This window comes from Ewingella americana ATCC 33852 (genome assembly GCF_000735345.1).
Lineage (GTDB): Bacteria > Pseudomonadota > Gammaproteobacteria > Enterobacterales > Enterobacteriaceae > Ewingella > Ewingella americana.
Map to the genome: position 1 here is coordinate 26,685 of NZ_JMPJ01000063.1, position 19,991 is coordinate 46,675.

At 57.1% G+C, this 19,991-nt stretch carries 22 protein-coding genes and 1 pseudogene; 12 read left to right on the forward strand and 11 right to left on the reverse strand.

Going from position 1 to position 19,991, the window contains the following annotated elements:
- Positions 1-80: 80 nt before the first annotated feature.
- Positions 81-650: an RNA polymerase sigma factor gene (locus tag GEAM_RS12985; RefSeq protein ID WP_034792162.1), complete on the reverse strand. Its 570-nt coding sequence runs from the start codon at positions 648-650 to the stop codon at positions 81-83.
- Positions 651-903: 253 nt separating this feature from the next.
- Here GEAM_RS12985 and sctW point away from each other — a divergent pair, with 253 nt between their 5' ends.
- From sctW to sctU, 12 genes and pseudogenes are all read left to right on the forward strand, one after another.
- Complete coding sequence (gene sctW / locus GEAM_RS12990; RefSeq protein ID WP_051899507.1) at positions 904-2,073, forward strand: type III secretion system gatekeeper subunit SctW; 1,170 nt, start codon at positions 904-906, stop codon at positions 2,071-2,073.
- Positions 2,074-2,119: 46 nt separating this feature from the next.
- Complete coding sequence (sctV, locus tag GEAM_RS12995) at positions 2,120-4,228, forward strand: type III secretion system export apparatus subunit SctV (protein ID WP_034792164.1); 2,109 nt, start codon at positions 2,120-2,122, stop codon at positions 4,226-4,228.
- 10 nt (positions 4,229-4,238) lie between these two features.
- Positions 4,239-4,481 (forward strand): annotated as a pseudogene (locus GEAM_RS23460) (FHA domain-containing protein); the annotation flags it as partial.
- Between the two features lie 238 nt (positions 4,482-4,719).
- A complete protein-coding gene (locus tag GEAM_RS23465; RefSeq protein ID WP_425591322.1) occupies positions 4,720-5,211 on the forward strand; it encodes a hypothetical protein in 492 nt (163 codons plus the stop codon).
- Positions 5,205-6,569 (forward strand): FliI/YscN family ATPase, encoded by a 1,365-nt coding sequence (locus GEAM_RS13005; protein WP_034792166.1) that lies wholly within the window; start codon positions 5,205-5,207, stop codon positions 6,567-6,569. Before GEAM_RS23465 ends, GEAM_RS13005 begins: the two co-directional genes overlap by 7 nt.
- The gene (locus tag GEAM_RS13010) at positions 6,553-7,020 is read left to right on the forward strand and encodes a hypothetical protein (protein WP_034792168.1); all 468 of its coding nucleotides are present in this window, start codon (positions 6,553-6,555) and stop codon (positions 7,018-7,020) included. The genes GEAM_RS13005 and GEAM_RS13010 overlap by 17 nt, the downstream gene beginning before the upstream one ends.
- The gene (locus tag GEAM_RS22390) at positions 7,017-7,703 is read left to right on the forward strand and encodes a type III secretion system HrpP C-terminal domain-containing protein (RefSeq protein ID WP_051899510.1); all 687 of its coding nucleotides are present in this window, start codon (positions 7,017-7,019) and stop codon (positions 7,701-7,703) included. Before GEAM_RS13010 ends, GEAM_RS22390 begins: the two co-directional genes overlap by 4 nt.
- The gene (locus tag GEAM_RS13020) at positions 7,700-8,803 is read left to right on the forward strand and encodes a FliM/FliN family flagellar motor switch protein (RefSeq protein WP_051899511.1); all 1,104 of its coding nucleotides are present in this window, start codon (positions 7,700-7,702) and stop codon (positions 8,801-8,803) included. The genes GEAM_RS22390 and GEAM_RS13020 overlap by 4 nt, the downstream gene beginning before the upstream one ends.
- Positions 8,803-9,468, forward strand: coding sequence for a type III secretion system export apparatus subunit SctR (sctR, locus tag GEAM_RS13025; RefSeq protein ID WP_034792170.1), 666 nt, complete (start codon positions 8,803-8,805; stop codon positions 9,466-9,468). Before GEAM_RS13020 ends, sctR begins: the two co-directional genes overlap by 1 nt.
- A gap of 21 nt (positions 9,469-9,489) precedes the next feature.
- Positions 9,490-9,753, forward strand: a complete 264-nt coding sequence (gene sctS / locus GEAM_RS13030; RefSeq protein ID WP_034792172.1) for a type III secretion system export apparatus subunit SctS — start codon at positions 9,490-9,492, stop codon at positions 9,751-9,753.
- A 1-nt stretch (position 9,754) separates the two neighbouring features.
- The gene (gene sctT, locus GEAM_RS13035; RefSeq protein WP_034792174.1) at positions 9,755-10,561 is read left to right on the forward strand and encodes a type III secretion system export apparatus subunit SctT; all 807 of its coding nucleotides are present in this window, start codon (positions 9,755-9,757) and stop codon (positions 10,559-10,561) included.
- The gene (sctU, locus tag GEAM_RS13040) at positions 10,561-11,646 is read left to right on the forward strand and encodes a type III secretion system export apparatus subunit SctU (RefSeq protein ID WP_034792176.1); all 1,086 of its coding nucleotides are present in this window, start codon (positions 10,561-10,563) and stop codon (positions 11,644-11,646) included. Before sctT ends, sctU begins: the two co-directional genes overlap by 1 nt.
- A 145-nt stretch (positions 11,647-11,791) precedes the next feature.
- Here sctU and GEAM_RS22395 read toward each other — a convergent pair whose 3' ends face one another.
- The 10 genes from GEAM_RS22395 to GEAM_RS13090 all read right to left on the reverse strand — a co-directional run bounded on the left by GEAM_RS22395 (position 11,792) and on the right by GEAM_RS13090 (position 19,476).
- Positions 11,792-12,772, reverse strand: a complete 981-nt coding sequence (locus GEAM_RS22395) for a hypothetical protein (protein ID WP_051899512.1) — start codon at positions 12,770-12,772, stop codon at positions 11,792-11,794.
- Positions 12,773-13,023: 251 nt separating this feature from the next.
- The gene (hrpT, locus tag GEAM_RS13050; RefSeq protein ID WP_034792178.1) at positions 13,024-13,212 is read right to left on the reverse strand and encodes an HrpT family type III secretion system protein; all 189 of its coding nucleotides are present in this window, start codon (positions 13,210-13,212) and stop codon (positions 13,024-13,026) included.
- Between the two features lie 9 nt (positions 13,213-13,221).
- A complete protein-coding gene (sctC, locus tag GEAM_RS13055) occupies positions 13,222-15,264 on the reverse strand; it encodes a type III secretion system outer membrane ring subunit SctC (protein WP_034792180.1) in 2,043 nt (680 codons plus the stop codon).
- 183 nt (positions 15,265-15,447) lie between these two features.
- Complete coding sequence (locus GEAM_RS13060) at positions 15,448-15,675, reverse strand: hypothetical protein (RefSeq protein WP_034792182.1); 228 nt, start codon at positions 15,673-15,675, stop codon at positions 15,448-15,450.
- A 137-nt stretch (positions 15,676-15,812) separates the two neighbouring features.
- Positions 15,813-16,433 (reverse strand): type III secretion system stator protein SctL, encoded by a 621-nt coding sequence (sctL, locus tag GEAM_RS13065; protein ID WP_034792184.1) that lies wholly within the window; start codon positions 16,431-16,433, stop codon positions 15,813-15,815.
- Positions 16,420-17,031: a hypothetical protein gene (locus tag GEAM_RS22400; RefSeq protein ID WP_051899513.1), complete on the reverse strand. Its 612-nt coding sequence runs from the start codon at positions 17,029-17,031 to the stop codon at positions 16,420-16,422. Before GEAM_RS22400 ends, sctL begins: the two co-directional genes overlap by 14 nt.
- Before the next feature lie 20 nt (positions 17,032-17,051).
- Positions 17,052-17,837: a type III secretion system inner membrane ring lipoprotein SctJ gene (gene sctJ, locus GEAM_RS13075; RefSeq protein WP_034792268.1), complete on the reverse strand. Its 786-nt coding sequence runs from the start codon at positions 17,835-17,837 to the stop codon at positions 17,052-17,054.
- A 5-nt stretch (positions 17,838-17,842) separates the two neighbouring features.
- Positions 17,843-18,205 (reverse strand): EscI/YscI/HrpB family type III secretion system inner rod protein, encoded by a 363-nt coding sequence (locus GEAM_RS22405; protein WP_051899514.1) that lies wholly within the window; start codon positions 18,203-18,205, stop codon positions 17,843-17,845.
- 64 nt (positions 18,206-18,269) lie between these two features.
- Entirely contained in the window at positions 18,270-18,488 is a 219-nt protein-coding gene (locus GEAM_RS13085; protein ID WP_034792186.1) for a hypothetical protein, read from the reverse strand.
- A gap of 139 nt (positions 18,489-18,627) precedes the next feature.
- Entirely contained in the window at positions 18,628-19,476 is an 849-nt protein-coding gene (locus tag GEAM_RS13090) for a sigma 54-interacting transcriptional regulator (RefSeq protein ID WP_100937564.1), read from the reverse strand.
- Between the last annotated feature and the right edge of the window lie 515 nt (positions 19,477-19,991).

Below are 19,991 nucleotides of genomic sequence, written 5' to 3' on the forward strand. Positions count from 1 at the left end.
TGTGGCGCATTAACATCACCCTGCGTTCACAGAACAGGGCAACGTTATTGGCGACCAATTTTCATATTTTTCATGTGAAATTAGAAAGCGATATCCGGATCAAGCTCGTTTCGCAGGGACTGACGCAGGCGCGACAGACGGGAACGGACGGTGCCAATCGGAATTGCCATTTCGAGCGCTACTTCCTGATAGCTAATATCACCGTCGACGATCAGCTGTAACATTTGCTGGGATTCTTCGGGTAGGTGCGCCACAACGCTGAGCACTTTGGTTAAGGTGCGGTGTCCGGCAGTAAGGTCATCTGGCTTGTCGTGGCAAGGCAGCTGGCTCAGCAGTTCATCGCTTAACTCATCGTGCAGGAAACTCGTGGCCCGCGATTTATAATAATTGCGCACCAGATTCAGCGCAATGCCGAAAACCCACGTCTCAGGGCGAGAAGCGCCTGAATATTTATGCTTGTTTTTCAACACTTCCAGCCACGTAGACTGAACTAAGTCCTCCACGTCAGCGTAGTTTGCCACGCGTTTACGGATGAAGTTAATCAGGCGCTTTTCCTGCTGGCTCATCACGCTCTCCCAACGAACTACCGGTACCGGCTGTGGGAAAGGCTGATCAACGTAGTGCATTTCATAATCTAATAATGCTGACATTTGAGAACTCCTAATAAGGGTTGGAGTTACTCCTATAGCAAGCGCCGTGCCAGCATAAAAAACCACTTTAACTCATTGATTTGTATAACACGCAAAGTCGTATTAGGACCATTCCGAGTCTAAAGCGACACAGCTTTTTTGGCCACTTGTGCAACTTTTGACACAGATTCAGTTGGGCCTTTAAAAATTTCAATTCCTACGGAACCGCGCCGCATTACGCACCACACAACTGCATTGACCTGTAGAGGTGTTTATGCGAATTCATCCCCCCCTTCCGAAAGTACATCACCAGATTCAGCCGACGGCCGATGAGCTGAATGACATTGATGGCGGCGACAGCGACGACAGCAGTAAGAGCGTCACCACTCCCCGCAAGGTGAAATCACCGGCGGTGGAATTTGCCGAAGCCATGGAGAAAGGCGGGACGCAGCTGGCTGAGTCCATTGAAAGCCGCTCAAAAATTGACGAGCAGCGCGCGGCGAATAACCGCCCGGCGGGACGCCTGCGGGTGGCTATCGACAAAATCGAGCGCCTGACTGAGCTTTATCAGCTGCTGGACAACCAACCCTCTGCGACCCAAAGCAAGCAGCAGGGGGCGATTGACGCCCTGACCTCGCGCAGCGGCGGCGCCACTCCGGAAGAGTATGTCTCCGCCGCCGACGGCGACCCGGCGGTAGCCGACACCCTGCTGCGCATGTCATTGGAGAAGGCGCAGAAGAGTCAGGACAGCGCGGCAATTGAAAGTATTCAGCAGGCGCTGGCCAGCCTTGGCAGCAAGTTCGGCGAGCAAATTGCCGCTGGCGTCAACACCGCCGCCGCTATTTCGCTGTTTACTACCCAGCCTGAGCAGAAACAGGCGATGCGCCAAATCTATTACAACTCGGTGATTGGTCAGCAATCCTCTGGGTCGATTTTCGATGCCCTGCTCGACAAGTTCGGCAAAGAGGGGTTTATGCCCGCCCTGCGCACCTTGCAGCGTGCACTGGCTGACGACATCGCCGCGCTGGCTCCGTCAATGACGCCGGTGGCGCTGCGCAAAGTGCTGAGCGGCCTGAATGACACGCGCTCCATTACGCACACCATGTCGGCGGTCGATACCCTGTTGCAGCGCATGAACAGCAAATATCCGCACATCTCTCTCGACGGCTCGCAGCTGACCCGCCGCCTGCTCAATCTGACCCAAAACGGCTTCTACGCCCGCGACCTGACCAACCTTGGGCAGGAAGTGGCTGGCCCGCAGCCGCAGCATCAGTCGGTGTTTTTCAACCAGCTGTTACCGCTGCTACAGCAACTGCCCGCCACCCTGTGGCGCGACGACAAAAACCGCGGCAGCGCGCTGACCATGCTGCGTTCACTGATTGGTGAGTACGTCACTTGGGAACAGAAAATGGCCCGACAAACTAAAACATCGACCGGCGGCTAATGCCGTGGTTACCCATTTTGAGCATGGAGATGGCCTGAGGCTGTAGATGAATACCCTATTTAACCTGTTAAATAAAATTGCCATCAGCGCGATGCAGCGCTCAGAAATCGTCGGCGCGGCTATCGCGCTGGCGATCGTTTTCATGCTGATTATTCCGCTGCCGCTGCCGCTGATTGACGTGCTGATTGCCGTTAACATCAGTTTGTCGTCGCTGCTGATCGTGCTGGCGATGTACTTGCCAAAGCCGCTGGCCTTCTCCACCTTCCCGGCGGTGCTGCTGCTGACCACTATGTTTCGCATGGCGCTGTCGATTTCCACCACTCGCCAAATCTTGCTGCAACAGAACGCCGGGCACATCGTGCAGGCGTTCGGCGACTTCGTGGTGGGCGGCAACTTGGCCGTCGGTCTGGTGGTGTTCTTAATTCTTACCGTGGTCAACTTTCTGGTTATCACCAAGGGTTCTGAACGCGTGGCGGAAGTGGCAGCGCGTTTCACCCTCGACGCCATGCCGGGCAAGCAGATGTCCATCGACAGCGACCTGCGCGCCGGAATGATCAACGTGCAGCAGGCGAAAAAGCGCCGCGAAGACTTAGCCAAAGAGAGCCAGCTGTTCGGTGCCATGGACGGTGCGATGAAGTTCGTTAAAGGCGACGCCATCTCCGGCTTGGTTATCCTGTTCATCAACATGATCGGCGGCTTCTGTATCGGCGTATTGCAGCTGGATATGGCGGCGGGCGATGCAATGCACACTTACTCGATCCTGACCATCGGTGACGGCCTGATTGCTCAGATCCCCGCCCTGCTTATCTCGCTGACCGCCGGGATGATCATCACCCGCGTGTCGGGCAACGATGAAGTTCAAGACAACAATATTGGTCGCGAAATCACCGAGCAGCTGACCAGCCAGCCGAAAGCCTGGATCATCTCCTCCTTCGGCATGCTGTGCTTCGCCCTGCTGCCGGGGATGCCAACGGTTATCTTTATTATTCTGGCCGCCATCACCTGCACCACCGGCTCCTTCCAGCTGTGGAGCGCGCGCAAGAAAGCCTCGCAGGTGGTGCATGAAGGGGTCGACGCCGTCGCGCCGGACATGAACGGCAGCGAAGATCTGCGCTCCTTCAACCCGTCCCGCTTCTTCTTACTCAGCTTCCCAGCGGCGCTGAATGGCGATCCTATGGTCAATCAGATCATGGAAGATATCCGCCGCATGCGTAACCGCATTGTCTATCGCTACGGCTTCACCCTGCCGCCGTTCAATGTGGAATTCACCACTGCCATGCCTGACGACGAGTTCCGCTTCAGCGTGTATGAAATCCCACAGGTGATCGCCAGCCTCAGCCGCGATCGCTACGCCGTCGATTCGCGCTGGCTGACCGAAGAGCAGCGCAATGAAAACAACGGCCGCACGCCGGGCAACGAGCGCCGCAATGAAAACCAATTCCTCTGGCTGACGGACAACGACAGCCTGCTGCAACAGAAAGAGATCCCGGTGTGGAGCGCCTCGCAGCTGCTGCTCACCCGCATGGAGCAGGCGCTGTTCGCCAACAGCCCGCGCTTCCTCGGCCTGCAAGAAACCCGCGCCATTTTGGGCTGGTTAGAGAGCGAACAGTCGGAGCTGGCGCAGGAGTTCCAGCGCATCTTCCCACTGCCGCGCCTGACCGCCGTGTTGCAGCGTCTGGTGGCGGAACGCATCCCACTGCGCGCGGTGCGCAGCATTACTGAATCCCTGATTGAGCACGGCCAGCACGAGCGCGACGTCAACCTGCTGGTCGATCAGGTGCGTATCGACATGAAAGAGCACATTTGCCACCAGTATGCCGGTGACGACGGCATGCCGGTCTGGCTGCTGACGCCGGAAACCGAAGAAGTGCTGCGCGACAGCCTGCGTCAGACCCAGAGCGATACCTTCTTCGCGCTGGACCAACAGCAGCACTCCCAATTACTAGAACGCCTAAGAGAGATCTTCTCACCCTTTGATTCGTTGTCAGGCGTGCTGTTAACGGCGCAAGACTTACGCAGCCCGCTACGAATGTTGATTCAGGATGAATTCAACCATGTACCTGTCCTGTCGTTTGCCGAGTTGCAGTTCAATCTGCCGGTTAACGTGCTGGGCCGTATTGAGCTGAATACTTCACTCGAATCCTTCAACGCATAAGGACGTCATCATGTATGAGCTCAGAGTCTTAAATGGTCTTCATGAAGGTGCCGCGCTCCCCCTCAGCGGCAATCTGTGGTGGATAGGCAACGCGGTCGAGAGCGACCTGCAACTTTGTGACAATGGCATCAAGGCGCGCCACTGTCAGCTCATACGTCAAGACGACCCGGCGGGTCAACAGATTCAGTGGCAGCTTCAGGCCGAAGACGGCGTGGTGTGCAATCGCGAAGGCGAACGCCAGACCATGCCGTTCAATATTGTGCCGGGGGAGATTTTCACCCTCAACGGCGTGTGGATCTGTCTTGAGGCCGCCGAAGCCGCGTGGGCCAGCGGCCCGGCTGTCAGCCAGCCTGCCGCGCAGTCCGTGTCCCAGCCCGAGATGGCATTTCAGGCTGCCAGCAACGATGGCCGCATCGCGCCGACTCCGGCGAAAAAAATCGCTGATCAAACGCCTACTGCCGCCGTGGGCGCAGATCACTGCCGTGTCGCTGATGCTGCTTTTCGCCATCACCGTGACCAGCTGGATTTTACAGCCGGGCATGGCCGAGCAAAGCAACGACACCACCGCGCAAATCAGCAAGCCGCACCTCGACGATCAGGCCGCCATGCGCGCCGTGGTGGATCACATGCTGCGCGAGCGCCAGCTGAACAATCAGGTGAAAATCGATACTTCGCAAAAAGGCATTATCCTGCGCGGCTCGCTGGCTAAAGAACAGTTACCCATTGTCCAAAGAATGGTCGACAACGTGGAAAACAACTATCAGCTGGGCGTGCCGTTGATTAACGACACCGAGGCGCGCGCCACCACCCTGCCGTTCCGCATCACGCAAATCACCGACGGCAGCAAGGCCAATATCGTCACTGACGACGGCCAGCGCCTGTTTATCGGCGACGAGCACGACGGCTTCCGCTTAGTGCGCATCAGTGCCAACGAAGTGCAGTTCAGCGGGCAGGACAACAGCGACATCACGGTGAACTGGTAATGAACGCCGTAGACGCACTGGATAGCTGGTATCAGCAACGCTCACAGGCGCTGGGTGCCGTTTCGGCGGTCACCGCCAGCGGCAAAATCACCGGCATCAACGGTATTTTGCTGGAGAGCAGTCTGCCGCAGGCGCGTATTGGCGATCTTTGCCGCGTCAGCCGCAGCGGCGATGAAGAGATGATGGCCGAAGTGGTAGGCTTCAACCCGCATCACACCCTACTTTCAGCCCTTGGCCCGCTGGACGGCGTGGCGCAAGGGGCCAAAGTGGTGCCGCTGTTTCAGCCGCACAGCATCGCGGTGTCCGAAGCGCTGCTCGGCAGCGTGCTCGACGGCTTTGGCCGCGCCATTGATGAAGACAGTATTTCGGCTTTCGCCTTATCCAGCGAACACCCTAACGCCACGCCGGTGCTGGGCGACGCGCCTTCTCCGACCGACCGCCCGCGCATCGACACCGCGCTGACCACCGGCATTCGCGCCATTGACGGCCTGTTGACCATCGGCGTCGGCCAGCGCGTCGGCGTGTTCGCCGGTGCCGGTTGCGGCAAAACGACCCTGCTGGCCGAGCTGGCGCGTAATACGCCGTGCGACGCGATTGTCTTCGGGCTGATTGGCGAACGTGGCCGCGAGCTGCGCGAATTCCTCGACCACGAGCTGGATGCCGAGCTGCGCAGCCGCACCGTGCTGGTCTGCTCCACTTCGGACCGCAGCAGCATGGAGCGCGCCCGCGCTGCCTTTACCGCTACCTCGATTGCCGAAGCCTTCCGCGACAGCGGCAAAAGCGTGCTGTTAATCATCGACTCCCTGACCCGTTTCGCCCGCGCCCAGCGTGAAATCGGTCTGGCGCTGGGCGAGCCGCCGGGCCGTGGCGGCCTGCCTCCGTCGGTTTACACCCTGCTGCCGGGCCTGCTGGAGCGCGCGGGGAAAACCTCCAAAGGTTCTATTACCGCGCTCTATTCCGTGCTTATCGAGCAGGACTCGATGAATGACCCGGTGGCCGACGAAGTGCGCTCGCTGATTGACGGCCACATCGTGCTGGCCCGCCGTCTGGCCGAGCGCGGCCACTATCCGGCGATTGACGTTTTAGCCAGCCTGAGCCGAACCATGTCCAGCGTGGTAGAGAAATCCCAGATGCAGGACGCCTCGCTGGTGCGCCAGCTGATGTCCTCTTATCAACAGGTTGAAATGCTGATCCGCCTTGGCGAATACCAGCCCGGCAACGACGCCATGGTGGACGCCGCCGTGGTGGCGCAGGACGCCATTAATGCCTATTTGCGTCAGGCGGGCCGCTCGCCGACCACCTTCGAAGATGTTCGTTACGCCCTTGCTGAGGTAAGCCGCTATGCGCCGACACATTGATGCCGAAACCCCGCCAGAGCCCGATCTGCAAGCCGAAGAGCTGCACCGCATTCTCAAAGTGCTGCTGCCTATCCGCAAGCAGCGCCTAAGCCGCAGTGAGCGCCTGCAACGCGCCGAGGCCGCCAAACTGGTGGCCTGCGACCACGCGCTGAGCGCCGGTGAGGTAAAACTTACCGAGCATCGCGAGCACTACAGCACCGCCAGCGAGCTGGTGGATGCCCAGCATGTCGGCCAGACCGAAGCCTTGAACCAGCTGCGGAAAGCCTTGAATGACGAGCAGTCGCGCCGCCTCGCGGTTTTACAACAACAGCACCAACTGGTGCAGTTAGACGCCGACCGCCAACAGCAGCAGCAACAGAATGAAAATGCCCAGCGCGACGTCACCCTGCGCCAGCGCGAAGTGGAAAAAGTGGAGTATCTGCTCCAGCAACATCAGGGAAATCACTCATGATGCATCGCCCTCTGCTTCACCCATTGGCCTCGACGGCCCGCCCACCGCAGCACCATAACAGCGACGCGCAGGCCGAGGCTCAGGCGAGAAACCGCCCGGACCCGACGCCGAATGACAACAAGCCGAAAGCGCCCGCGCAGCCCAAAAACCTGCCGTTTACTCCAGCATCGAGCCAGCAGAGCAGCCGCCCTTCTACGCCGTCACGCGGTGCGGACAAACAGCGGCTGAATCGCGACAAAGACGATTTCGCCAGCCTGCTCTCCGGCGACGACCAGCCGCTGGCCCCAATGCTGCCGGTGATGCTGACTGACAATAACGCCGGGCAGAGCTTCCAGCCGATGCTGTCGGAAACCAGTGAAACCGCGCAGTCTGCCCCGCCTCCGGCCTGCTGGCAAATTGTCGAACCGGCGCTGACGGAGGGTATCGACAAGCAGCCCGCCTTCCCGGCGACCTTCAGCCTGCTGCTGCCGCAGTTGGGGGAAGTCACCGCGCAGGTGAACCAAAACACCAGCGGCGAGCTGGAAGTGGCGCTGGCCTTCTCACGCGGCAGTTTTGAAGCCGTGCGCGGCGCGCAGGAGAACTGCGGACGTTCGCTGTCGCAGCGTCTCGGGCAGCGAGTGCGCTTGCGCTTCAACCTGCAAGACGGCCGCCCGCAGGACAGCACGCAGGATAAATGGGCATGAGTTCACTCATTTTTAGACAGCAAAGCCGCGCCGAGGCCGACGCCCGCCGCTGGATAGGCAAGGGCCAGACGCTGGCCTTCTGGCATGAAAATCAGCCCGGTGAGTTGAGTATTCGCCTGAGCGAAAACACAGCCAGCGACGCCCATTGGCAGCGTTTCAACAGCGCGGCGGGAATTCTGGCCTTCAGCGATTTCGCCCCGCTGTTCTCCTTACTCAGCGAATGCCCGGCAATGAGCGGCGACAGCGATGACGACGGCGAATGGTACTGGGGGCTGTTCAATCAGAGCCTGTTTAGCCAAGTGGCGTCGCTGTTCGGCAACCTGCGCCCGCTGGACTCGGCGCAGAGCAACCCGGACACGCTCTGTTTGCAGATTCAGGTCAACTTTGCCGGTCAGCAGGCCCGCAGCCAGCTGCGCCTGTCGGCAGAAAGCCTTAATCACCTGGCGGCCACGCCCGGCTGGCAGCCACAAGGCGCGGCGCTGATTGAAGCCCTGCCGCTCAACTTACCTCTGGTGGTGGCGACCTTCTCGCTGCCGCTGGAAGAGATAACCCAATTACAGGCAGGTGATGTTCTGCGTGCGCCCTCTTCGCACTTCAGCGTTGAAGGTGACGGCGTGATTAACATCGGACAATTGGCACTGCACGGAGCGTTACAACCTTCGCCCGACTCCCCGCACAGCGCCTACTTTTCACTTTACGATATCAAGGAGTTAACCATGAGCTATCCGAATGACCCACTGCTGCCTGAAGATGAAGATAATCCCTATCCACACGTGGATGAGACGGAATCAGGGTGTTACGCGCAAAGCGAAATGCACGACGACATCGGCGGTGAGAGTCAGCTCAACGTGGCGCTTAACGCCCTGCCGCTGGAATTAAGCATTCGCTGCGGGCAGCTCAAACTGACGTTGGGCGAATTGCAGCAGTTGGACGTTGGCTCGACGGTGGTGGTGGATAACGTCACGCCGGGCGCGGCCATGCTGTGTCACGGCAGTTTCCCGATTGCCAAAGGGGAGTTGGTTAACGTCGATGGACGCCTTGGATTGCAACTGACCAGTATCATCAACAACCAGCCTGTTGGCGCCGAGAAAGGTGTGTAATGACCACCGACCTGAATGCCTTTAACCCGCTGGCGCTGGCGCTGCTGCTTGGCGCGCTCTCTTTAATGCCGCTGGCGTTAATGATAACCACCAGCTTTTTAAAGATTTCGATTGTGCTGATGCTGACGCGAAACGCCCTCGGCGTGCAGCAGATCCCGCCAAACATGGCGCTCTATAGCATCGCGCTGGCCGCCACCTTGTTCGTGATGGCGCCGGTGTTTAACGGCATGCACCAGCGGTTTACCGACCGGCCGATAGACACCACATCGTCTGAAAAGCTGGAAAGTACTTTAGCCAATGGCATTCAGCCTCTGACCGTCTTTATGCAGCACAACACGGACGCCGATATCGAGACGCACTTGCAGGAGAACACCCAGCGCATGTGGCCGAAGGATATGGCCGACTCGGCGGTGAAAGATCGCAATAACCTGATGCTGCTGATCCCGGCTTTCGTGCTCTCAGAGCTGCAAAGCGGTTTCAAAATCGGCTTCCTGATCTTCATCCCCTTCGTGGTTGTCGACCTGATTGTCTCCAACGTGCTGCTGGCGCTGGGGATGCAAATGGTGTCGCCAATGACCATCTCGTTACCGCTAAAAATTCTGTTATTTGTGATGGCCAACGGCTGGACGCGCCTGCTCGACGGGCTGTTCTACAGCTATTTGTGACGCTTTTGAGGGTGAAGAAGTATGGATATTATCTACATGTTTAAGCAGGCGATGGTGCTGGTGGTGATGCTCTCCGCGCCGCCGCTGGCGGTGGCGGTGATCATCGGGATCATCATCTCGCTGTTGCAGGCGGTGATGCAGTTGCAAGACCAGACGCTGCCGTTCGCCATTAAGCTGGTGGCGGTGGGAGCTACCCTTGCCCTGACCGGGCGCTGGATTGGCGTGCAGTTGTTGGATCTCACGCAGTCCGCCTTCGCCATGATGGCCACAGTGAACGCGCCATAATATGTTAAGTACGCTGATGCACGGCCTGTTCAGCCATATTTTGGCGCTGGGCTTTGGCATAGCCCGTATTTTCCCCTGCCTGCTGATCGTTCCGGCTTTCTCCTTTTTCACCCTGAAAGGCATGGTGCGCAGCGCGATCATCGTTTCGCTGTCGCTGTTTCTGGTTCCGGCACTGCAACCCGCGGTGTCGGCCATGTCCGAAGACCCTTACGTGCTGCTGGGTATCGCCATGAAAGAGGTGGTGATCGGCATGTTCCTCGGCATCCTGCTCTCCCTGCCCTTCTGGATCTTCGAATCCGTAGGCGCGCTGTTTGATAACCAGCGCGGGGCGATGTCCGGCGGACAGCTCAACCCGTCGCTCGGCCCCGACGTCACCATCATCGGCCATATGCTGCAACAGTGGTTCATCATGCTGATGATGCTCAGTTTCGGCCTGTCGCTGATGACTCAGGTGATTTGGGACAGCTACCGGCTCTGGCCGCTGGAGTCTTGGCTGCCAAGCTTTACCGTGCAGGGCTTCAGCTATTTTCTCGACCTGCTGGCCGACATGTTCACCCACATCGTGCTGTTCGCCGCGCCGCTGGTTTTAGTGCTGATGCTGCTCGACTTCTGCGTTGGCGTGTTAAGTATCTACAGCCCGCAACTGCAGGCTACGGTGCTGACCGTGCCGCTGAAAAGCATCGTCGGCATTCTGTTTTTCCTGATGTATTTGCCGACGCTGGAATACCTCGCCAACCACCAGCTCTCGACATTCCATGACCTGATTGCCCATCTGGCGCTGGTCTTCCCGAAAGGAGGGCCTTTGTAGTGGCCGAAAAAACGGAGAAAGCTTCCCCCCAAAAACTTCAGGAAGCGCGACGCAAGGGGCAAGTCAGTCAGAGTCAGGACATTCCCAAGCTGCTGATTATGCTCGGGGTAACCGAAACCGTGTTCGCCATGGTGGATGAGAGTCTGGAGAAGCTTCAGGCGCTGATCATGCTGCCGCTGCAACGCCTCGATCAGCCGTTCGACGCGGCACTCAATGATATTGTCGGCAGCGCCCTGCTGCTGGTGGCGGTGTTTTTCATGATGACGCTGGGGGTGGCGGTGCTGTTGCGCATTGTCGGCGGCTGGGCGCAGTTCGGCCCGCTGTTTGCCACCGAAGCGTTGCAGCTCAAGCTCGACGCGCTCAACCCCATGGGCAAGTTCAAGCAGATGTTTTCTGGCCGCCAGTTCGTGCAGCTGCTGGTGAGTATTTTGAAAGCGGTGGTGATGGCTTTCGTGTTCTACAAACTGATCACACCTAAACTGGGTGAGATTGCCGAGCTGTCGACCACGTCGCTGGAAGGCTTTATCCACGCCGCCGTCGAGATCCTTGAGAAGCTCACTCGCACCATTTTTGGCGTGCTGCTGGCCTTTGGCGTGGCGGACTACGGGCTGCAAAAATACTTCTTCCTCAAGCAGAACCGCATGAGTATGGAAGACCTGAAAAACGAGTACAAACAGAACGAAGGCGACCCGCACACCAAGGGACACCGCAAACAGCTGGCGCAGGAGTTAGCCAACGAAGCGCCGAAAAAACGCGTTGCTCCGGCCGATGTGGAAAACGCCGACGTACTGCTTATCAACCCTACCCACTTCGCCGTCGGCCTGTACTATCGCCCGGATGAAACGCCGCTGCCGAAGCTGGTGTTTAAGACCGAAGATGAAGAGGTGCGCGAAGTGATCAAAATGGCGCACGACGCCAAAATCCCGGTTATTCGCTATATCTGGTTGACCCGTACCCTCTACCGCACCACCCGCGAAGGGGCTTATATCCCGCGCGAAACCCTCAAAGCCGTGGCTCAAATCTACCGCCTGCTGCGCGAGCTGGAAGAGCAGGTCGGTGACCAAATTATTGAATACGAAGACTAAGCCAAGTCGCAAATTCCCCCTGAAAAATACCCAATAAAAAAGGCGACCTATGAGAGTCGCCAAAGAGGGTAATGCTGGTAAAACTTCTTATTATCAACTATTAACGACATCCTTGTCGTTCGGCACAACGAGAGGTACTAAGGTTTTAAACCAGTTGATTCATCGCCGCTTTGTTGATGTTACCGGCGGTCATTGCAGCGTCCATTCCTACTGAAGAGCCACCGATACCGCGCAGTTGCAGGTTCGGGTTGCCCATGTCGCCTTCCATCACGCTTTTCATCATGCCTTTGGCCTGCTCGAATTTCTTCACTGAGTCATCGCTCAGCATGCCGCCGTTGCTCAGGGCATCTTCCCAGCTGCTGTTGTGCTTGTTGCCGCCCACCAGCCCCGGCAGTTTACCGGCGTCCGGCTTACCAAAGATGTCTGGGTATTGGTCCATGAATTTACCCATCTCTTGAGCTGTTTCTTTCGAGCCGCCTTCAATTTTGTTCATGCCTGGGAAAGGACCGCTTTTGGCAGTCATATCATCAACTTGTTGCAGGCCAGCTTTGTTAGACATCGCGCTGCCCATCTGGTTACCCAGCTGCTGGAAGTTGCCCGGACCCTGCATAGACGCCGGGCTGAACTGCGATTGCTGCTGCGGAGGCATCGCCAGACCCGGACCGCCGAAGCCGCCGGGACCGCCAGTAGGACCCATGCTGCCGCCCTGAGATGGGTTGCTCAGGCCGTTTTGCATCCCTTGACTGAACGCGCCTGCGTTAGCCTGACCCGTTTGTCCTGACTGGCCGTTAAACGGTGAGTTCTGTGGCGTGATGCCCAAATCTTGCATCACTTCTGCCAGCAGCTGTTGCAGTGAGCTGCCGCCGCCTTGTTGGCCGCCAACCGGTGAGCCGCCGCCAAAACCGCCGCCCTGACCACCGCCAAAGTTAGACTGGTTGCCTTGGTTACCCTGTGCGCCCTGCGCACCCTGTTGGCCGCCGAACAGCGCGTTAGTAATGGCGGCAGCCAGTTGAGACATAAAGTCACCGCCGCCAGAGCTGAGTGGGCTGAAGCTTTGCGTTGGCGCGGAGTTTCCAGATAACGGAACGGTAAAGGTTAGATTGGCACCGCCAATAGCATTATTCATTTTTGTCGCCTCTCACTATCGTGGATATGTAGGAAAATAGGCATCTGCATAAGATGTCCAGACTCGCTAACAATGTGCAGAAGTCTGATGATTAAGTGACAAAATCGGCCCGTGGGTTCCCCGATTAGCCAGTGAAAAGCGGTTTATTTATGCGAAAAACGGCAAAAGAAATGCGGGGATAAGTTGGAAGTTAAACCGATATAAATCAAGGCAATGCGCCGTGTGCAATAAGCTGCACACGGCGCGTAGAGTTAACGACCGACCGGGATTTGAGAATAATCCTGAACGCCGTTGCGGATATCTGAGGGCCACCAGATAGTCAGACTGTGCGGATTAGACAACGGTCGGCAAGTCGCCTTGTCACAGCCGTTGTCATTGGAGGCCGCACAGGCGCTGAGCAACAGGCTGGCTACCGCGAGTAACGCTAAACGAATCTTCATTGCAGCTCCTTAACGGGTAGTGCTCAGCAGAGAGGTACGGGTACGGCGAGCCGTGCCGCGCGACTCATACGCCACATAGATTTCAGCCGACTGGCCCGGTGCAAGGGAAGCACTCGGCCAGACCGATACCGCCAGCACGTCTTGACCACGGCAGCTTGCTTCGTCGAAACGCAGCGGAGCCAGCGAGGTGTTGCGCACCACGCCCACGGTGATTTGCACGTTTTTATTGCTAAACCACTGGCTGTGCGAGGTGTCGTAAGCGATGCCACGCAGCGGGTCACACAGGGTGTTGATCCCCACTCCCTCGCCGCCCGGATTAAAGCCTGCCGGGATATCGCTTTCGGCCAAATCGCGCATGGCGGATTCGACGTCATTCTTAATCGAGCCATATTTTTGGCGGCGCTGTACTTCTTCCAACGAGCCGTTTAGCTGGGAGCGGAACTCGTCGCCGATGTAGCGCGACGGGTCAACCTGATCCCCCACCAGATGCGGCGTGATGATGAACAGGCGCTCGCGCTGCGAGGTTTCGTGACGGGTCGACGTGAACAATTTGCCAATCAGCGGAATGCTGCCGAGGATGGGTATTTTATGCTCTTCGTCGCCGGTTTCCCGCGAGTGGAAACCACCCATCACCAGCGAGTTTTTCTCCTGCACCTGCGCCTGCGTGCTCACGACCGCGCGGCTGTCGCCGGTGGCCTGGCCGTCATCGCCCTTGTCCAACTTGCCGTCTTCAACGTCAACAATCAGCTCAACCGTTGATTTGCCGCCGTTATCGATAGCGCGCGGGATCACCTGCAAGCTGGTCCCGGCGGTGACTGGCGTGACGTTAGCCACGCGCTCGCCGACCGTGGAGATAAAGGCGGTCTGGCTGAAGTCGATCACCGCAGGCTGGTTTTCCAGCGTCAGCACCGATGGGTTGGCCACAATCGAGGCATTGCCGTTGCCTTCCAGCGCCTGCACCTGAGCGAAGAAACGCTGGTAGTCGGTGACGAACAGCGTGCTGCTACCGTCGAGCAAGGTCGAACCGGCGGTGATGTTGCCGAAGCTGCCGCCAAGGTTGGCGGAGAGCGCCGACATGGCGTGGCGGTCAACGTCGACGATCAGCGCGTCAATCTCAATCAGCTTCTGCGGCACGTCGATTTGCGAAATCAGCGCCTGATACTGCTCGCGTTTTTTCGGGTCATCGCGCACCAGCAGGGCGTTGTTACGCACGTCGGCGGAAACCAGTGGGTTCAGGCCGCTTTTGCCATCGTCAAAATCATCATTAGAGCCGTGCGGGTCGCCGCTCTGGATCAGGCTCGACAGAATGCTGTCAGCCTGCTGCTGCGACAGCTGGCTCAGGCCGTCTTGGCCGTTACCGCTGGCCTTCACGCCCTGCGCGCTCTTGTTGTTCTTCTTACCCAACAGCTCGTTGAGGATGGTAGCCACCCCCGGCACGGTGAGGGTTTTGTCGCGATAATGAATTTCGCGGTCAGAGACCGAGGCGTATTTCAGCGGAAAGCTCATCATCTCTTTGCCGGTTTTGTAATCTTTCTCCTGCTCGCTGAACTGGCTGACCAGCGCCACGTACTCCGGCGGGCCGGTAACCAAGATCACGCCATCATCGGGCAGCTCGCCGTAGCCGAATTTCGGCTCGAGCAGGCCGATACCGTCGAGGGCGTCCTTTAAATCCGGCGCGGCTTCCGAGGAGACGCGAATACGCTTGGAGATCTGCTCGGACTGCGGGCTGATGTAGAGCATGTCGTTGTAAACGAACCACTGGAACTGGTACTCAAGGCCGAGGCGGTCGAGGAAGGTCGCGGCGCTGTCGGCGCGCAGACGGCCATTCACCGTGGCTTCCGGCACATTGCCCAGCTTCAGCGTCACGCCGTGGCTGCTGGCGAAGTCGGCCAGCACGGTGCGCAGCGGGGTGTTTTGCGCCGAGTAGGCATAGGCACCGCTGCTCCAGCCGTCCGGGGCGCGGGCTAAGGCGCTAAAAGAGAGGCTGCCCAGACTTAATGCCAGCGTGGCGGCCATCAGGGTGTGAGTCAGTTTGGTTGAAAAGGTCTTCATAGCGATTTTCCCCTCTGAGGGAGAATGTCTCTCTTCAATAAAGGACTCAGTCCGTTCGAAGAGATAAAAAGAGTCGTTGTGCGCATCGTTGCCCTGATTTCCGTCGAGTCTTAATGAGTGTGTAAAAGCAAAAAACGGCTCTGAAGCTACCCAGATTCAGCCAGCCACGAGCCGTTGCAGACATTAGTTAATTGAATCGATGATGCCTTTGCTCAGATCGTGCGTGAGCGAACTCAACTGACCAGACGCCCAGTTAGCGGTGGATTCGCGCAGCATGGCTTGCTTGAATTCAACGATATCGGAGAAGTCCGGCGCCCCGCCCATAGAGTCACGGGCTAAGTCATAGACATTGGAATTGCTGGTTATCAGTGCCGAATCGAGACGGCGCTGTACCTTATCGAAACTGCTCATACTCACCTCCTGCTTTGACTAAAGGTGATAATGAGTAGCGGTGGGAGGCAATTGGTTCCAAAAATGCGGCGGGTTTTAATCAATACTTTGAGTTAAATTGTAAGCATTAGGCAGGTTAAATTGATGAATGGCCTATTTTAGGCCGTGGCGCGCAGTAATTGGGTTTTCAGCGCCTGCCAGCCAATGCGCAATTCGCCGCTGGCGGTCTCTAACAGCAGTTGGTCAACCTCAAGAGATTCATCAAACTGCCGCTCCCACGTGAGGTGCGGGCGGGTTTCAAGCCATTGAGTAATATGCTCTTTATTGGCCGGATGGCACCACAGGGTAGCCTGCTGGCCGCGCGGCTGGGCCTGCAATAGCTGGCGCAGTAAGGCATTCATCTGCTGCGCCGGGCTGGTGTCTTCCAGCAGGCGCGTCATCACCTGATTGAGTAACTCGCTGGCTCGCCCGACGATCATCGCTTCCTGCTCGATCTGCTGCTCATGCCAGCCTGCGAACAGGGTTTCCGCCCGGCTCAAAAACTCGGCTTGGCTATTAGCCAGCAGGTCGGCCACCTGCTGCTCGGCGTCATAGCGCGCCTGCTCAATCAGCTGCTGGGCCTGTAGCTCGGCCTGTTGCAGGATCTGCTCCGCCTGCCGCTGGGCCTCTTCAATCAGCGAAATACCTTGCTGATGCTGATGCAAAATAGCCTGCGGCAGCAGGATGCTGTCGGCAGGCTGGGTATCAGCCAGCAGTTCAAGGGTTTTAAGCTGCCACATCTTGTGTCTCCTGCGCCGGGCCGGATGCCAAGGCGACCGGCAGTGAAGCCCGCCACAGCGCGGATTCCCACAGCGGCAGCAGCTTGTTGTGTGCCAGTTCAGCGCCCTGCTCGGCTTCACAGGCGCTGACCCACGGCTGGGGGAAGAGGAAACGCACGCGCTGCCAGCAACCTGTCGGCAACACGTGGCGCAACAACAACAGGCAAGTCACCTGCCAAGGCGACGCCAGATTGTCCGGCAGCCACAGGCCGGGGCGCAGCGCGCGGGAGATGCGCTTGCACCACTGCTGGGCTTCGTCCGGCAATAACGGGTCATTGGGTTCGGGGGAGTAGATTCCGCAAATTTCAGCCGTCAGGCGCAGCACGAGGTTTTGCTGCTGCGCCGTCAGCGCCAGTAAGCTGAGAGTCAAGGCGTGTGGCGCGGACGGCAGCCGAGCTTCAATCCCTAACTGCCGGGCTATCAGCTGCGGGTCGATTGACTGCAAGCGCGACGTTAAGGAGTCGGGCTGCTGGAAGAAAGCCAGACTGTGCCAGCTCTCTTCCGCCTGCTGCCAATACCCCTCGGTCCACCAGTGCAACCAAGCTTGTGCGTCATTCATGGTTTATCCCACCCTGAATATCATGCGTTTTCTGGGGTGACGTCAGCGCCCTTTTTGGCTGCCATGCGCCGCTGAATTTTCGGTTTCACCACCAGTGCGATGGCGATCAACGCCAGTATCACCAGCAGAGCCAGAAACAGCATTTTTACCGTGCCGTACTGGTTCATGGTCAGTTGGAAAGGCCCAAGGTTGACCATTTCAACGTGATCTTTGTAGACCTCGGCCGGAACAAACACGATAGACAGCGCGCTGTTATCTTTGCCCGCCAGCCCCGGAATACTGGTAGAAACCAGACGACGAATTTGCGGCTCGATGCTGTCCGGGTCGAGGTCCGGCTGGTACTTAATAAATACTGAAGCCGAGGCGGGTTGGATAGGCTCGCCCGGCGCGACGCGCTCTGGCAGCACCACGTTAACCCGCGCCACCACTACGCCATCAATCTGCGCCAGCGTGGACTCCACCTCTTGCGACAAGGCGAATATGTAGCGTGCTCGCTCTTCAAGCGGGCTAGAAATAATGCCGCTTTTCTGGAATACCTCACCCAGATTGGTTCGCGCTTTGTGCGGCAAACCGGCCGCGTTGAGGATCTGCACCGAACGCTCAATAGTGTCTTGGTCCACCAGCACGGTCACGCCGGTTTTATCTATCTGCTTATCGGCAGAGATTTTGTAGCGGGACAGCTCGGCGATAATGTCGTTGGCGTCGTTTTCGGTCAGACCGGTATTGAGAACCACCCTTTGTTCGCAGCCAGCTAAGGCCAAAACAATCAGCAGGGTTGAGAAGATCTTCAGCGCGATTTTAACCATGGTCATTATTGCAAGTTGGTCAGTTTATCCAGGCCCTGTACGGACTTAGAGACGATTTTGGCGTTCATCAGGTTTTCTAAATCGTACTTCGACAAGTCGCCGCCCACTTTGTTGAGCGCCATCGGGTCGGTAGAACCGGCAGCCTTGGTTAACTCATTGCTGATGTGGCGACTGTCCATATTGATCTGCTTGAACATGCCGGAGACGTGGTTCAGCAGGCCATTAGAATCATTGCCGTCGGCATCGCTGCTTTGGCCAATTTCTGAGGCAAAGAAGCTCGCGTCGGCTGGGGTGACTCCACTTCCTTCACTGCCCGACAGGTCAGGTGCCGCCAATGGCTGGATAACAGGGGGTTGATTGATTTTCATAATGTCACTCCGCGACTGCACAGGAAGGGGATACAGGGAACCAGCATCGGTTCCCTGTTAACACTTAGAACGAAATTTTGTTCTGTTGGATAGCACTGATGAAAGTGGTCGCAGAACCTTGCACACCAGCGATCTGTGCGTTCTGACGGTCACGTTCCATTTTGGTCAGGGTGTCTTGTACAGACTGGCCTTGGATTGCATCGGAACCAGCTTGCAGAGCTTGGCTAGAAGCACTACCAGCGGCGCTTGACGCCAAACCACCAAGAATATTTAACGGGCCCATAGTGTTACTCCTCTCAAGGTGAATAGAGTGAATGAGTGTTCATTCACAAGTTGAGTAGGATTACGCGGCGACGGGTTCCATCATGGGGCAATTATTTTCACGATTTTTAGCGGATTAGGAATCCGCCTAGAAAAACGGATTAATCTAAACTATTCAACGATTTAATGCGTTGATACAGGGTGCGGCGCGGGATACCCAGCTCATTGGCGGCGCTGACAATTTTGTTCTGATGGCGCATCAGGCAATCTTCTATCAGGCAGTGTTCAATGCGGCGCATCCGCTCTTTCAGGCGGAAAGATCCGCTGTCTAAACGCGTGGCATTGCCCAGAGGAGGCATGCCGAGCACGAAGCGTTCCGCCGCCCCTTTCAGCTCGCGAATATTGCCCGGCCAGTCGTGCATGATCAGCGATTCACTAAGATTGGCGGTGATAGAAGGTAGCGCGCAATTTAAACGCAGCGCCGCTTCCTGACTGAATCGGGCAAACATCGGAATGATGTATTTAATGCGTGAACGCAGCGCAGGCAGCGAAATTTTGATGGTGGTCAGGCGGAAATAGAGATCTTGGCGAAACAGCTTCTGCTCAACCAAAGTCGACAGCGGCTTTTGCGACGCCACCACAATGCGTAAATCCAAGGGAATTTGTTGCGTGCTGCCTAAACGGCTAACGCTGCGCGATTCCAGTACGCGCAGCAACTTGGCTTGCAGGCTCAGCGGCATACTGTCGATTTCATCGAGGAATAAAATCCCGCCGTTGGCACTTTCAATGTAGCCCGCGCGGGCGTGGGTTGCGCCAGTGTAGGCACCGGCCATAATGCCGAACAGTTCGCTCTCGGCCAGTGATTCGGGGATTGCCGCGCAGTTAATCGGCACGAAAGCCCCTTTGCAGCCGGAGCGCTCATACAGGCGGCGGGCAAAGGTGTCTTTACCGGTGCCGGTTTCCCCCTCGAGGGCGAGGTCAACTTTCAGCGGCGCTAGGGTCTGTAGCATGGAATCAAAGTCGCTATGAATATCCCACTCTTCACGCACATCTAGCTGTTCAGGAATATCCTCATCCAAGGACTCTTCGTGAATCGGGTGGTTTATTTTAGCCGGCTTAGTCGAGTTCGGAAGATTGTTTCTCATACTTTCCTCGCATCCATTTCTATCAAGAAAATAATAATGTTGTGTTATTAAAATAAAATAATACTCAGGAATGAATTAGCGCCCGGTAGGAATATTAAAAGTTAAACATGCAGGAACGATGCATATTTAGTTTCTCTGACAGCACTAATCTGCTGATAAATTAGCATCAGAATTTCGACTGGCAATCAGGAAATCGGCAGTAATGTTGTAGGGAAATCCTTACAAGCTTCAGATCATTAACAAAGGTATTACTCAATACGGTTTTACCTATCACAACATTCAAAACTCACCTCGCAAACATCACTCACTGCCTATTTCTAGAAATTTTACCTACTGGTCAAACAAGTACTTAGCGAGGATTTAACGCAGAATGGTCAATT

What these genes read in the sequence shown, in the direction of transcription:
- GEAM_RS12985 (WP_034792162.1), bottom strand. Translation starts at nt 650, where the DNA reads ATGTCAGCATTATTAGATTATGAAATGCACTACGTTGATCAGCCTTTC.
- sctW (WP_051899507.1), top strand. Translation starts at nt 904, where the DNA reads ATGCGAATTCATCCCCCCCTTCCGAAAGTACATCACCAGATTCAGCCG.
- sctV (WP_034792164.1), top strand. Translation starts at nt 2,120, where the DNA reads ATGAATACCCTATTTAACCTGTTAAATAAAATTGCCATCAGCGCGATG.
- GEAM_RS23465 (WP_425591322.1), top strand. Translation starts at nt 4,720, where the DNA reads ATGCTGCTTTTCGCCATCACCGTGACCAGCTGGATTTTACAGCCGGGC.
- GEAM_RS13010 (WP_034792168.1), top strand. Translation starts at nt 6,553, where the DNA reads ATGCGCCGACACATTGATGCCGAAACCCCGCCAGAGCCCGATCTGCAA.
- GEAM_RS22390 (WP_051899510.1), top strand. Translation starts at nt 7,017, where the DNA reads ATGATGCATCGCCCTCTGCTTCACCCATTGGCCTCGACGGCCCGCCCA.
- GEAM_RS13020 (WP_051899511.1), top strand. Translation starts at nt 7,700, where the DNA reads ATGAGTTCACTCATTTTTAGACAGCAAAGCCGCGCCGAGGCCGACGCC.
- sctR (WP_034792170.1), top strand. Translation starts at nt 8,803, where the DNA reads ATGACCACCGACCTGAATGCCTTTAACCCGCTGGCGCTGGCGCTGCTG.
- sctS (WP_034792172.1), top strand. Translation starts at nt 9,490, where the DNA reads ATGGATATTATCTACATGTTTAAGCAGGCGATGGTGCTGGTGGTGATG.
- sctT (WP_034792174.1), top strand. Translation starts at nt 9,755, where the DNA reads ATGTTAAGTACGCTGATGCACGGCCTGTTCAGCCATATTTTGGCGCTG.
- GEAM_RS22395 (WP_051899512.1), bottom strand. Translation starts at nt 12,772, where the DNA reads ATGAATAATGCTATTGGCGGTGCCAATCTAACCTTTACCGTTCCGTTA.
- hrpT (WP_034792178.1), bottom strand. Translation starts at nt 13,212, where the DNA reads ATGAAGATTCGTTTAGCGTTACTCGCGGTAGCCAGCCTGTTGCTCAGC.
- sctC (WP_034792180.1), bottom strand. Translation starts at nt 15,264, where the DNA reads ATGAAGACCTTTTCAACCAAACTGACTCACACCCTGATGGCCGCCACG.
- GEAM_RS13060 (WP_034792182.1), bottom strand. Translation starts at nt 15,675, where the DNA reads ATGAGCAGTTTCGATAAGGTACAGCGCCGTCTCGATTCGGCACTGATA.
- sctL (WP_034792184.1), bottom strand. Translation starts at nt 16,433, where the DNA reads ATGTGGCAGCTTAAAACCCTTGAACTGCTGGCTGATACCCAGCCTGCC.
- GEAM_RS22400 (WP_051899513.1), bottom strand. Translation starts at nt 17,031, where the DNA reads ATGAATGACGCACAAGCTTGGTTGCACTGGTGGACCGAGGGGTATTGG.
- sctJ (WP_034792268.1), bottom strand. Translation starts at nt 17,837, where the DNA reads ATGGTTAAAATCGCGCTGAAGATCTTCTCAACCCTGCTGATTGTTTTG.
- GEAM_RS22405 (WP_051899514.1), bottom strand. Translation starts at nt 18,205, where the DNA reads ATGAAAATCAATCAACCCCCTGTTATCCAGCCATTGGCGGCACCTGAC.
- GEAM_RS13085 (WP_034792186.1), bottom strand. Translation starts at nt 18,488, where the DNA reads ATGGGCCCGTTAAATATTCTTGGTGGTTTGGCGTCAAGCGCCGCTGGT.
- GEAM_RS13090 (WP_100937564.1), bottom strand. Translation starts at nt 19,476, where the DNA reads ATGCTACAGACCCTAGCGCCGCTGAAAGTTGACCTCGCCCTCGAGGGG.